At 71.5% G+C, this 12891-nt stretch carries 10 protein-coding genes; 5 read left to right on the top strand and 5 right to left on the bottom strand.

The window, feature by feature from the left end; genetic code table 11:
- Positions 1-9: 9 nt before the first annotated feature.
- On the bottom strand, positions 10-1185 hold the full coding sequence (locus ACIBG4_RS15575; protein WP_397202329.1) for an arginase family protein: 1176 nt from the start codon (positions 1183-1185) through the stop codon (positions 10-12).
- A 498-nt stretch (positions 1186-1683) separates the two neighbouring features.
- On the opposite strand from ACIBG4_RS15575, the gene ACIBG4_RS15570 reads away from it, so the two are divergent.
- The 3 genes from ACIBG4_RS15570 (at position 1684) to ACIBG4_RS15560 (ending at position 6009) form a co-directional block, all read left to right on the top strand.
- Entirely contained in the window at positions 1684-2586 is a 903-nt protein-coding gene (locus ACIBG4_RS15570; RefSeq protein ID WP_355447685.1) for a 4-(cytidine 5'-diphospho)-2-C-methyl-D-erythritol kinase, read from the top strand.
- A 424-nt stretch (positions 2587-3010) separates the two neighbouring features.
- Positions 3011-4102, top strand: a complete 1092-nt coding sequence (trpS, locus tag ACIBG4_RS15565) for a tryptophan--tRNA ligase (RefSeq protein WP_397202328.1) — start codon at positions 3011-3013, stop codon at positions 4100-4102.
- Positions 4103-4164: 62 nt separating this feature from the next.
- Entirely contained in the window at positions 4165-6009 is a 1845-nt protein-coding gene (locus ACIBG4_RS15560; protein ID WP_397202327.1) for an ABC-F family ATP-binding cassette domain-containing protein, read from the top strand.
- Positions 6010-6027: 18 nt separating this feature from the next.
- Here the strand turns inward: ACIBG4_RS15560 and ACIBG4_RS15555 are convergent, their stop codons facing one another.
- Positions 6028-6528 (bottom strand): MarR family transcriptional regulator, encoded by a 501-nt coding sequence (locus tag ACIBG4_RS15555; RefSeq protein ID WP_310709646.1) that lies wholly within the window; start codon positions 6526-6528, stop codon positions 6028-6030.
- A 56-nt stretch (positions 6529-6584) separates the two neighbouring features.
- Between ACIBG4_RS15555 and ACIBG4_RS15550 the strand changes: the two genes are divergently transcribed.
- Both ACIBG4_RS15550 and ACIBG4_RS15545 read left to right on the top strand, forming a co-directional pair.
- The gene (locus tag ACIBG4_RS15550; protein ID WP_397202326.1) at positions 6585-7391 is read left to right on the top strand and encodes a trans-aconitate 2-methyltransferase; all 807 of its coding nucleotides are present in this window, start codon (positions 6585-6587) and stop codon (positions 7389-7391) included.
- A 71-nt stretch (positions 7392-7462) separates the two neighbouring features.
- Positions 7463-8953: a CHAD domain-containing protein gene (locus ACIBG4_RS15545; RefSeq protein WP_397202325.1), complete on the top strand. Its 1491-nt coding sequence runs from the start codon at positions 7463-7465 to the stop codon at positions 8951-8953.
- A gap of 12 nt (positions 8954-8965) precedes the next feature.
- Here the strand turns inward: ACIBG4_RS15545 and ACIBG4_RS15540 are convergent, their stop codons facing one another.
- Genes ACIBG4_RS15540 through ACIBG4_RS15530 form a run of 3 tightly spaced genes read right to left on the bottom strand, consistent with a single transcriptional unit; the run spans position 8966 to position 12820 of the window.
- Positions 8966-9805, bottom strand: a complete 840-nt coding sequence (locus tag ACIBG4_RS15540; protein WP_397202324.1) for an NUDIX domain-containing protein — start codon at positions 9803-9805, stop codon at positions 8966-8968.
- Positions 9792-11855 (bottom strand): RNA degradosome polyphosphate kinase, encoded by a 2064-nt coding sequence (locus ACIBG4_RS15535; protein WP_397202323.1) that lies wholly within the window; start codon positions 11853-11855, stop codon positions 9792-9794. Before ACIBG4_RS15535 ends, ACIBG4_RS15540 begins: the two co-directional genes overlap by 14 nt.
- Positions 11856-11908: 53 nt before the next feature.
- Complete coding sequence (locus ACIBG4_RS15530; protein WP_397202502.1) at positions 11909-12820, bottom strand: TetR family transcriptional regulator; 912 nt, start codon at positions 12818-12820, stop codon at positions 11909-11911.
- Positions 12821-12891: the final 71 nt, after the last annotated feature.

Here is a 12891-nt window from a genome sequence, read left to right as displayed (position 1 = left end):
CTTCTTGCCTCAGGGGCGTGCGCACGCCTCCACCAGCGCCTTGACCAGAGGCACGAGGAGCGCCTGGTCCTCTGGACGGGAGGGTTCGTACTCCGTGATGCCGAGCCCGGCCATCTCGAAGCGATCCGCTGTCGCCCTGACCATGGCGAGAAGCTGGTCCGGCTGAAGTCCGCCGGGGGCAGGCGAGCCGACGCTGGCGAAGGTCTCGGGGTCGAGCACGTCCAGGTCGATGTGGATGTACACGGCCGCGCGCTCACCCCGATCGCCCTCGTCGCGGACGGCTGACGCGATCGCCGCCGTCAGCGCCTCCGGGGCTGTCAGCGCAGCCGGGACCGTCGCCGAGGCTGCGGTCGTCAGGTCGGCCGGGACTGTGGGGGAGCTTGCGGTGATCGGGGGAGCCGGGACCGCCGGAGAGGTTGCATTGGTGGGAGCCGAGACCGCCGGAGAGGTTCCGGTGGTCAGGGGAGCCGGGATTGTCGGCGAGGTTGCGGTGGTCGGGGGAGCCGGGATCGTCGGCGAGGCTGCGGTCGTTGGTGGAGCCGGGGGAATCGGTCCGGCCGGGGTAGGGGGCGGTGCGCTGACGTGCTGGATGCCGCTGCTCCGGATGAAGTCCGTCTCGCCCGGGTCGAGATCCCGGGCTCCGGCGAGCACGATGCGGCGTGGGTCCAGCGGGCGGTCCGGTACCAGGCCCGTGGGGCCCTCGCCGGTCAGGGCGCGGAGGACCATGCCGTGGAAGGCGCCCGAGGGTGACGTGGCCGGTGTGTTGAGGTCTCCGTGCGCGTCGAACCACACGACCACCAACCGGTCCCCGTACCGGCGCAGCGCCTCTGCCACGGCTTCCAGCTCGACCCCGCAGTCGCCTCCGGCCGTGACCACGAACCCCCCGGCCTCCGACACCGCCGACCGCACCCGCGCCGCCGTCGCCGGCAGGTCGTCGTCATCGACGTCGACGCGTACGCGGTGGGTCGCGGGCACCATGCCGGCCAGCAGCCGTGCCCCTTCGCGCAGCCGCTCGGCCGTGGGCGCCCCGGAGCCACGCCACTGCGGCACTTCCACCACCGTGACCTCGGTGCTCGCCGCGACGGTCGCACCGGCCTCGGCGACGGCCCTCGCGTCGAGGGTCGCCCTGGCCGGAGCTGCGGATTCATCGGCGGTGTTCGTCATCGCCCTGGCCGTCTCGTCCACTCTGCCCCCTCACCGATCCGAGCGACATGATGGCACGGTCACAGGCCTGGCCGGCGTGCCGGGTCGTCACTCCCACGGGCATCCGCCCCGTCAGCCGGACCGGCGTCCACGCCGTACGACCGGCAGGCGTCCGCCCCGTCAGGTGGACCGGCGTCCACGCCGTACGACCGGCAGGCGTCCGCCCCGTCAGGTGGACCGGTGTCCACGCCGTACGACCGGCAGGCGTTCACGTGGTCAGCCGGACAGGTCGTGCGCGCGTACGGTCAGTAGGCGTCCACGCCGTACGGCCGGTGATGCGTCCACCCCGTAACCGGGTCGGGCGGGGCGGGGCATCGCTGCCGTTCGGGTGGCAAAAGACCAGGCCAGTACAGAACCGTGTATTGCCGCACCCTCATAAGGGATGACCCCGGCCACTTCCCGGAGAACCGCGTGACAGGGCTACGGGCCGTATACCATCGGGTGTCCTTCCCGGCAGGCGATGAGAGTGGCAGAAGATTCATGAGTTCGGTGACCGTACGGGTGCCCGCGAAGGTCAACGTCCAGTTGTCCGTGGGGCCGCTGCGTGAGGACGGCTACCACGACCTGGTCAACGTCTTCCATGCCGTGTCCGTCTTCGACGAGGTCGTCGCCAAGGAGTCCGACTCCATCACCGTGTCGGTGGCAGGCGAGTGGGCCGACCAGGTGCCGGTCGACGACGGCAACCTCGCCATCCAGGCCGCCCGCGCCCTGGCCAAGCACGCGGGGCGTACGTACGGGGCCGAGCTGATCATCCACAAGTCCATTCCGGTGGCGGGTGGCATGGCCGGAGGCAGTGCCGACGCGGCGGGCGCGCTGGTGGCGTGCAACGAGCTGTGGGGCTTGGGCCTGCCGGTCGAGGATCTCATGGAGATCGCCGCCGATCTGGGCAGTGACGTGCCGTTCTCGCTGCTGGGGGGAACGGCGGTCGGCACCGGGCGGGGCGAGCGGCTGAGCGACGCGCCGACGGGCGGTGAGTTCCACTGGGCGTTCGCCGTGGCGCACGGAGGGCTGTCCACGGCCAAGGTGTACGCGGAGTGCGACCGGCTGCGCGAGTCGTCCGGCGCGGAGGTGCCGTGGCCGCAGCTCAGCGAGCCGCTGCTGGCGGCGCTGCGCACCGGCGACGCCGAGGCGCTGGGGGCCCGGCTCGGCAACGACCTCCAGGCCGCCGCGCTGTCCCTGCGCCCCGATCTGAGCCAGACCCTGGACGCCGGTCGCGAGGCCGGAGCCCTGGGCGCCCTGGTCTCCGGCTCGGGCCCCACCTGCGCCTTCCTCGCCACGGACGCCGACCACGCCCAGCGCCTGGCCGACACGCTGACCGCCCTCCCGACCTGCCGCACCGCCCTCGCCGCCCACGGCCCGGTCCCGGGCCCGCGCCCGGTCTGAGGAGACGGCCGGGTCGCCGGCTCGCGCCCGGTCTGACGGCCGAAGGTCGGGGCGCCGGCCCGCGCCCGCTCTGAGGCGCAACGGTCGAGTCCCGCGCCCGCGCCCGGTCCGAGGCGCGACGGCCGGGTCCCGTGCCCGCGCCCAGCCTGGCGGGTGGGAGTTGCGTGAGGCTCGGAACGCCGGGGCCGCAGGCAGGGACGCGCGTGGGCGAGGTGACAAGCCCGCCGATCTCCTTGAGATCACTCCGGCTGACGTTATGATGAGCCCATGCATCTTTCGTCATGTCTGAGCTGGTGGCGCTCCTCCTAGGAGCGGCCGCCTCTCACGCATGACAAGGGCCGTTCGGACGGACGGCCCTTCTGTGTTCCCTGGATCAGGGGTCGCGTCGTCCTGACGGCGATACCGACCCACTCAGGAGACGCTCATGAACACCATCGCAGAGCCCGAGACCCTCCCCTCCGACTCCCTCGGGGTGTCCGCCGCGCAGGCTCGCAGCACGGAGCTGGAAGAGCTGATCCGCAAGGACCCGGGGCAGTTCCGGGTGCTGACCGGCGACCGCCCCACCGGACAGCTGCATCTGGGCCACTACTTCGGCACCCTCCACAACCGGGTACGTCTGCAGAACCTCGGCGTGGAGATGTTCGTGGTCATCGCGGACTACCAGGTCCTGACCGACCGCGACGTGGCCAGCAACCTGACCGGGTACGTCGAGGAGCTCGTACTGGACTACCTCGCCATCGGCGTGGACCCGGCACGCAGCACGATCTTCACGCACAGCGCCGTCCCCGCCCTCAACCAGTTGCTGCTGCCCTTCCTCAGCCTCGTCTCCACCGCCGAGCTCAGCCGCAACCCCACGGTCAAGGACGAGATCGCCCACTCGCGGCAGTCCTCCGTCAGCGGGCTGATGTTCACCTACCCCGCCCACCAGGCCGCCGACATCCTCTTCTGCAAGGCGAACCTGGTCCCGGTCGGCCGGGACCAGCTTCCCCACCTGGAGCTGACCCGGACCATCGCCCGCCGCTTCAACGACCGCTACGGCGCCGGCACCGCCGTGTTCCCCCAGCCTGACGCCCTGCTGTCGAACGCGCCGCTCCTGCTCGGCACGGACGGCACCAAGATGAGCAAGAGCCGGGGCAACGCCATCACCCTGGCCGCCGACGCCGACGAGACCGCCCGCCTGATCAAGGGGGCCAAGACGGACTCCGAGCGGCACATCACCTACGACCCGGCCACTCGCCCGGAGGTGTCCTCGCTCCTGCTGCTGGCAGCCCTCTGCCAGGGCCGGACCCCCGAGCAGGTCGCCGCCGAGATCGGCGCCGAGGGAGCGGCCGCGCTGAAGAGGACCGTGACCGAGGCGGTCAACGAGTACCTGGCTCCGATCCGGGCCCGCCGGGCCGAGTACGCGCAGGACCGTGCCCACCTCCGCCAGGTGCTGCGTGAAGGCAACGAGCGGGCCGTGGCCGTGGCCGATGTCACCCTCGCCGAGGTGCGTACCGCCATGAACAGCCACTACTGACGCCCTCACCGGGCAGCGCGGGGGCTCGGCCGGGCGGTTGGGGCCGATACGCTGGTGTAGCCATGAATCTGGTCAATCTTGAGTCTGTCTCCCATGCCTACGGGCCCAAGCCGCTGCTCGCCGACGTCTCCCTCGGGGTCGAGGCCGGTGAGCGCATCGGTGTCGTCGGCCGCAACGGCGGTGGCAAGACCACGCTGCTGTCGGTCATCGCCGGTGACGTGCAGCCCGACACCGGCCGTGTCACGCACACGCGGGGCCTGCGCGTCGGGTTCCTGTCCCAGCGCGACGACCTCGACCCGAGCCTGCCCGTGCGCGAGCTCGTGCTCGGCGGGCGCGCGGAGCACGAATGGGCCGGTGACCAGTCCGTCCGCGAGATCCTGACCAACCTCATCGGCGACCTCGACCTCGACGCCAAGGCGGGCGAGCTGTCCGGCGGCGAGCGGCGGCGTACGGCGCTGGCCCGGCTGCTCATCGACGAGCATGACCTGATCATGCTCGACGAGCCCACCAACCACCTCGACATCGAGGCGATCGCCTGGCTGGCGGCGCACCTGTCCGGCCGCAGGAGCGCGCTCGTGGTCGTGACGCACGACCGGTGGTTCCTCGACGCCGTTTCCACCCGTACGTGGGAGGTCGTGGACGGCCGGGTCGAGCGCTACGAGGGCGGATACGCCGCGTACGTGCTGGCCAAGGCCGAGCGGGCGCGCATCGCGCAGGCCGCCGAGGAGCGCCGCCAGAATCTCATGCGCAAGGAGATCGCCTGGCTGCGGCGCGGCCCGCCCGCCCGTACGTCGAAGCCGAAGTTCCGCATCGACGCCGCCCAGGCGCTGATCGCGAACGAGCCGCCGCCGCGGGAGAGCGTCGAGCTGGTGAAGTTCGCCACGGCGCGGCTCGGCAAGACCGTGTACGACCTGGAGGACGTGACGCTCCACGCCGGCGGTCCCGGCGACGGTCCGCTGGTGCTCGACCGCACCACGTGGCAGTTCGGGCCGGGTGACCGCATCGGTCTGATCGGCGTGAACGGCTCGGGCAAGTCCTCGGTGCTGCGCCTGCTGGCCGGCACGGTCGAGCCCGACTCGGGCCGGCTCGTGCGGGGCAAGACGGTGCGGCTGGCGCACCTGTCCCAGGAGCTGGCCGAGCTGGACCCGGGGCGGCGCGTGCTGGAGACGGTCGAGGAGATCCGCAAGTACGTGCAGGTCGGCAAGAAGGAGTGGACGGCCTCGCAGCTCCTTGAACGCCTCGGGTTCAAGGGCGACGCCCAGTGGAAGGTCGTCGGCGACCTGTCGGGCGGCGAGCGGCGGCGCCTGCAGCTGCTGCGGCTGCTCATGGACGACCCGAACGTGCTGCTGCTCGACGAGCCGACCAACGACCTCGACATCGAGACGCTGAACGAGCTGGAGGACCTGCTCGACGGCTGGCCGGGCACGCTGATCCTGGTCAGTCACGACCGCTACTTCCTGGAGCGCGTCACCGACCGCTCGGTGGCCCTGCTGGGCGACGGCCGGCTGTCTCTGCTGCCGGGCGGCGTGGACGAGTACCTGGAGCGGCGGGCGTCGGGCCTGGCCCTCACGGCCCGGACCGGCGCGGGCACCTCCGGCGCCCCCGCGAAGAACACGCTGAACGGTCCCGCCAGAGAGGCGAGAGAGGCGGCGGCGGCCGAGGGCGAGGCGGCGCCGGGCGGGCTGTCCGCCAAGGAGGAGCGGGAGCTGCGCAAGGAGCTCAACCGCCTCGAACGTCAGCTCGACAGGCTCGGCGAGCAGGAGGCCAAGCTGCATGCGGCGATGGCGGACGCGGCCAGCGACTACGCCCGGCTCGGCTCCCTCGACGCCGAGCTGCGCGACGTGCTCGCCCAGAAGGATGCGGTCGAAGGCGCCTGGCTGGAGCTGGCCGACCGCCTCGGCGACTGACCCGTCCGAGCCGGGCGGTCAGGAGTCGAACGGCGTCAGGAGGGTGCGGAGGAGGGCGGCCAGGGCCCGCTGGTCCTCCGCGCTCAGCCCCGCCAGCAGCTCGTGCTCCCTGCGCAGCAGCCCCGCGAACGCCGCGTCCACCCGGTCGAGCCCGGCCGGGGTGAGCGACACGAGCACGCCCCGCCGGTCCTCCGGGTCGGGCCGCCGCACCACGAGCCCGGCCTGCGCCAGCCGGTCGATGCGGTTGGTCATCGTGCCCGAGGTGACCAGCGTGGCTCGCAGCAGCGCGCCGGGACTCAGCTCGTACGGCTTGCCGGCACGTCGCAGCGCCGTCAGCACGTCGAACTCCCACGGTTCGAGGTGGTGCTCGTCGAAAGCGGCACGTCTTGCCCGGTCGAGGTGTTTGGCAAGCCTCGATACGCGGGAGAGCACCTGGAGGGGCTCGACGTCGAGGTCGGGCCGTTCGGCCCGCCAGGCCGCGACGAGCCGGTCCACCTCGTCCTGCGCATCCTGCGTCATGACATTCAGTCTACTATCTTGACATCGAGATATGTGTCTCGATATCAATTATCTTTATGTCGAGAGATATCTGGGACCCCGCGACCTACGCAAGGTTCGCCGACGAGCGGTCGCGCCCCTTCCACGAGTTGCTCGCCCGCGTCGGCGCCGACGAGCCGGACTACGTCGTGGACGCGGGATGTGGCACCGGAGAGCTCACGCTGGAGCTGGCCCGCCGCTGGCCCGGGGCGACCGTGGAGGGCTTCGACTCGTCCCCGGCGATGATCACCAAGGCGCGGGAGCTGCACGCGGCGCCGAGGTTCGCGGTGGCCGACATGACCATGTGGCGGCCCGACCGCCCGGTGGACGTCATCGTCTCCAACGCCGCCCTCCAGTGGGTGCCCTCGCACCGCGACGTGCTCGAACACTGGGTGGAGGCGCTCGACGACGGCGGCTGGCTGGCCTTCCAGGTGCCGGGGAACTTCGACGCGCCCAGCCACGCGGCGATCCGCGAGGTGTGCGCCTCGCCCCGCTGGGCGGACCGGCTCGGCGACTTCGACCGCGGCAGCCCGGTGGGCGACCCGGTGGAGTACCTGGACCTGCTGGACTCCTGCGGCTGCCAGGTCGACGCCTGGGAGACCACGTACATCCACGTGCTCCAGGGCGAGAACGCCGTGCTCGACTGGATCTCCGGCACGGCCCTGCGGCCCATCCTCGACCGGCTGTACGTGGACGAGCACTACTCCTTCAAGGAGGACCTCGCGGCCCGGCTCGACGAGGCCTATCCGGCCAGGGAGTACGGCACCCCGTTCCCGTTCCGCCGGATCTTCGTGGTCGCACACAAGGGGGCACCCGCCGAGCAGGGCGGTGGCGACCACCGGTAATCGATTCGGGCTTATGTGATTGTTCGCCGCACAGTGGCATGATTGTCCATATATGGACCTTGTGAGGTGTGGTGGGCATCGAGATCGAGGACAAGTTCGACGTTCCCCCCGATTACGCGATTCCGGACCTGAGCCGGGTCGGACAGGTCGTGGGGCCCAAGAGCCACACGCTCGTGGCGATCTACTACGACACGCCTGACCTGCGGCTGGCCGCCCACGGCATCACGCTCAGGCGCCGCAGGGGCGGCGACGACGCCGGCTGGCACCTCAAGCTGCCCCAAGCCAAGGGCGCCCGCCAGGAGATCGGCCGGCCCCTGACCCGCAGCGTCAGGGTGGTGCCGGACGACCTGGCCGAGCTCGTCCGCGGCCACACACGGGGCGCGCCGCTCCAGGCGGTGGCCGAGCTGGAGACCCGCAGGAGCGTCACGGTCGTCCGTGAGGGCGACAGGCGGCTCGTGGAGGTCGCCGACGACCGCGTCAAGGGCACGGTCTTCGGCGAGCAGCTGCGGATCGTGCGCTGGCGGGAGGTGGAGGCGGAGCTGCTCGACGGCGACGCCGCGGTGCTCGCCAAGGTCGGCAAACGGCTCAGGAAGGCGGGAGCGACCCCGTCCGGCGCGGCCAGCAAGCTCGCCCGGCTCCTCGACGTGCCCGCCCCGCCCGCGCCGCCGACCGAGCCGGGCAGCGCCGGCGAGGTGGTGACCGGATACCTCTCCGGCCAGGTCCGTGCCCTGCTCGCCCAGGACCCCCAGGTACGGCTGGCGGAGAAGGACGCCGTCCACCAGATGCGGGTCGCCTCCCGGCGGCTGCGCAGCGCGCTCAAGGCGTTCAAGAAGATCGTCAAGAACACCGGCCAGGTCCAGGACGAGCTCAAGTGGCTCGGCAGCGTGCTCGGGGAGGCCCGCGACCTGGAGGTGATCCGGGGCAGGTTCGCCGAGGAGCTGGCGGAGCTCGCGCCCGAGCTGGTCACCGGCCCCGTCCGGCACAGGCTCGGCGACGGCCTGCGCGCCCGCGAGGCCGAGGCGTACGGGCGGATCCGCGAGGCGCTGAGCGGCGAGCGCTACTACCGGCTGCTCGACGCCCTGGAGCAGCTGGCGGCCGAGCCGGAGCAGGGCAAGCGCGCCGTCCGGCCGGCAGGGGAGGAGCTGGCCGCCGTGGCCGCCGCGAACTGGGAGCGGGTGGCCCGGAAGTACGAGGCCGCCCAGGCGATCGACGACCCGCAGCGCCACGAGACGGCCATGCACGAGGTCCGCAAGGCCGCCAAGCGCGCCCGCTACACCGCCGAGGCGGTCAGAGCCGTCCTCGGCCCCGGGACGCCACGGCTGGCCAAGCTGGCCGAGGGCGTCCAGGACGCGCTGGGCGCCCACCAGGACGCCGTGGTGGCCCAGGAGACGCTGGTCAAGGAGGCGGAGAGCGCCCGCGAGGCGGGGGAGGACACCTTCACCTACGGGCTGCTGATCGGGCTGGAGCGCGCCGTCGCGGACCGCGCCCTGGAGGACTTCCCCCGGACGTGGGCCCGCACGGCCACGGCGGCCGGCAAGGCGCTCAGCAGGCTGAACCCCTAGGAACGGCCGGCGTCAGGTGGGGTAGCGCTCCACGCCGACGACCCGCCCGTCCACCCGGTGCAGCACCGCGAACTCCCCCTTCTCCAGCCGGACGTCGTCGCCGCTGAGCCGCATGATCAGGTGGGGCAGCACCTTGCCGTGGCTGCACACGACCGCCGGCCCGCGCAGCATGGCCACCAGCGCGGGGGTCTTCTCCGGGTCCTGGCTCTCCTCGCTCAGCAGCGGCTCCAGCCGCACCGGGGCGCCGTACGGCTCGACCGTCTGCACGCAGCGCAGGCTCGGCGAGCTGACCACCTCCTCGGGCCGGTAGGCGGGGAGCACCGCGGCCAGCGTCGCCGCCTGGGCCACGCCGTCGGCGTCGAGCGGGCGCAACATGTCGTCCCCGTCCCATTCCCGCCGGGACCCGGCGAAGCCATGCCGTACGAGGACGAGCGGGGTGGTCGTGAGCGGCGCGGCCATGAAGGCGTCGGTCAGATCGGCGTCCCACGCGTGGGTGAGCAGGGCGCGGGCCTCCTCCGCCGGCAGCCAGCGCAGCTCGTCCACCTCGTCGCCGGGCGCGAAGCCGTCGTCCCCCACGACCCGGGCCGTCCAGTAGTCGACCCGCTTGAGCCGGTCCTTGTACGGATAGTGGACGGGCGGCAGGGCGCGGCCGAGCGCGATCCTGAGGCCCGTCTCCTCGCGCACCTCGCGCAGGGCGGCGGCCACCGGGTGCTCGCCGGCCTTGAGCTTGCCCTTGGGGTACGTCCAGTCGTCGTAGCGGGGGCGGTGGATGAGGGCGACCTCCGGCGCGGCCGCGTCGCCGCGCCAGACGACGGCTCCGGCCGCGCGCAGCGGGTCGTCAGTCGTCGTCAACGGTCCTCCAGCGGCGCGTGGCGATCAGGTGGTTCTGCAGGTCCTCGCCGGGGTGGTGGATCCACTTGCCGTCGCCGTCGAGCCACCAGGCGTTGGTGGTCTCGGCCATGACCCGGTCCATGAGGTCGATCAGGTACGCCCGGTGCTGCGACGAGGTGACCTTGACCAGGGCCTCGACCCGGCGGTCCAGATTGCGGCGCATCAGGTCGGCACTGCCGATCCACACCTCGGGGCGCCGGCCGAGCCCGAACTCGTACACCCGCGAATGCTCCAGGAACCTGCCCAGCACCGACCGGACCCGGATGTTCTCCGACAGGTCGGGCACGCCGGGCCGCAGGATGCACACGCCCCGCACCCACAGGTCCACGGGCACGCCCGCCCGTGAGGCGCGGTAGAGCGCGTCAATGAGCGGCTCGTCCACCAGGGAGTTCGTCTTGATCCTGATGCGCGCGGGCCGCCCGGCCCGCTGGTGGGCGATCTCCCGCTCGATCCGGGCCAGCAGCCCGCCGCGCAGCGAGTGCGGGGCGACCAGCAGCCGGCGGTAGGCCGAGTGGTTGGAGTAGCCGGTCAGGTGGATGAACAGGTCGGTGACGTCCTCGCCGACCAGCGGGTCCGCCGTGAGCAGGCCGAAGTCCTCGTACTGCCGGGCGGTCTTGTTGTTGTAGTTGCCGGTGCCGATGTGGCAGTAGCTGCGCAGCTCCCCGGAGGGCTCCTGCCGCACGACGAGGGCGAGCTTGCAGTGGGTCTTGAGCCCGACGACGCCGTAGACGACGTGGCAGCCGGCACGCTCCAGCTTGCGGGCCCACGAGATGTTGGCGTGCTCGTCGAAGCGGGCCTTGATCTCGACCACGACGACGACCTGCTTGCCCGCCTCGGCCGCGTCGATGAGGGCGTCCACGATGGGGGAGTCGCCGCTGGTCCGGTAGAGGGTCTGCTTGATGGCCAGCACCCTCGGGTCGGCGGCGGCCATCTCGATGAAGCGCTGCACGCTGGTGGAGAACGAGTCGTACGGGTGGTGCAACAGCACGTCACGCTCGCGCAGCACGCTGAAGATGTCGTCGTCGGCGCTGACCACCTCGGCCGGCACGAACGGCCGGTAGCTGAGGTCGCCGCGGTCGAGGTCGGCGATGGCGTGCAGACCGGTCAGGTCCAGCGGCCCGGCGATGCGGTAGATCTCGTGGGGCGCCACCCCCAGCTCGTCCACCAGCAGCTCCAGCACCTCGGGCGTGATGGTGTCCTCGACCTCCAGCCGGACGGGCGGGCCGAAGCGGCGCTTGAGCAGCTCCTTCTCCAGGGCCTGCATGAGGTTCTCGGTGACGTCCTCGTCGACGTCGAGGTCCTCGTTCCTGGTGACGCGGAAGACGTGGTGCTGGACGATCTCCATGCCCTTGAACAGCTGCCCGAGATGGGCCGCGATCACGTCCTCCAGCGGCACGAACCGGCTCGGCGACGCCTGCACGAACCGGGGGAGCTGGGAGGGCACCTTGACCCGGGCGAAGACGGTGTGGTCGGTGGACGGGTTGCGCACCACGACGGCCAGGTTGAGGCTGAGGCCCGAGATGTACGGAAAGGGGTGGGCGGGGTCGACGGCCAGCGGCGTGAGGACGGGCCTGATCCGCTCACGGAACAGCTTGCGCAGCTCGGTGCGCTCGTCCCGGCCCAGGTCCTCCCAGCGGGCGATCTCGATGCCCTCCGCCGCGAGCTTCGGCACGATCGTCTCGTGGAAGACGGCCGCGTGCCGTCTGGCCAGGTCCTCGGCGATGGTGGCGATCCGGGCCAGCTCCTCGCTGGGTTTCAGCCCGCTCTTCGTTCTCAGCAGCAGGCCGGTGGCCATGCGTCGTTTCAGGCCGGCCACCCGCACCCTGAAGAACTCGTCGAGGTTGCTCGCGAAGATGGCCAGGAAGCGCACCCGCTCCAGGAGGGGGAGCGACGAGTCCTCGGCCAGCTCGAGGACCCGCTCGTTGAACTGGAGCCAACTCTCCTCGCGGTTGAGGAACCTCTCCTGGGGCAAGGGCAGGTCACTTCCAGGATGCAGCAGTTCCACGGACATATGTGAAATATGCCCCACAAGTCTGAACGGAACGTTAACTAACTCGCAATGACTTAATCCTGCTGGTCAACCGGCCCAGAATCGCTCTGCCCGAGCCGCGCGGCCCGCTCGGCGAGACGGGCCTCGCGCAGGCGCAGCTTCTCCTCGCGCTCGCGAACCTTCTCCGCCTCCTTCAGCAGCCGCTCCTGCTCCTTCTCGGCCTCCTTGAGCAGGCGCTCGCGCTCCTTCAGCTCGCGGACGCGGGCCTTCTCGGCCTCACGCAGCTCCCGCAGCCGGGCCTTCTCCGCCTCCATCAGCTCCCGCTCGCGCGCCTTGTCCGGCACCCCCTTGTCCACGGGCCGCGGCGGCTTGGCCAGGCTCGGGTGCGACCGGGTCGTCACCGTGATCGACGGGTCCGGGTTGAGGCCGGTCAGACCGTTCCAGGCGAGGTTGACCAGGTGCGCGGCGACCTCCTCGCGGCCAGGCTTGCGCACGTCCAGCCACCACTGACCGGTCAGGGCCACCATGCCGACCAGCATCTGGGCGTACATGGGGGCGAGCTTCGGGTCGTAGCCCCGCGAGGAGAACTCGTCGGCGAGCACGTCCTCGACCTGGCTCGCGATCTCGCTGATCAGGCTCGCGAACGTGCCCGTGCCGGAGGCGGCGTGGGAGTCGCGGACGAGGATGCGGAACCCCTCACTGCTCTCCTCGATGTACTGGAGCAGGGCCAGGGCGGCCCGCTCCAGCTTGATCAGCGAGTGGGAGGCGGAGAGCGCCCCGGTGATCATCGTGAGCAGCTTCTGCATCTCACGGTCCACGACCACCGCGTAGACGCCCTCCTTGCCGCCGAAATGCTCGTAGACGACAGGCTTGGAGACCTGGGCCGTGGCCGCGATCTCCTCGATGGAGGTCCCGTCGAACCCCTTCTCGGCGAACAGCGTGCGGCTGATGTTGATCAGCTGCTCGCGTCGCTCTCTTCCGGACATGCGCCTGCGAGATCGGGGTTCGGTCACGGGTTCCATCATGGCGGTGCCGGACGTGCGACCGGTCACCACGG

It is taken from the genome of Nonomuraea sp. NPDC050383, from assembly GCF_044459125.1.
Classification (GTDB): domain Bacteria; phylum Actinomycetota; class Actinomycetes; order Streptosporangiales; family Streptosporangiaceae; genus Nonomuraea.
Note: the sequence above shows the minus strand (reverse complement) of the source record. Positions and strands in the feature narration are given on the sequence as shown.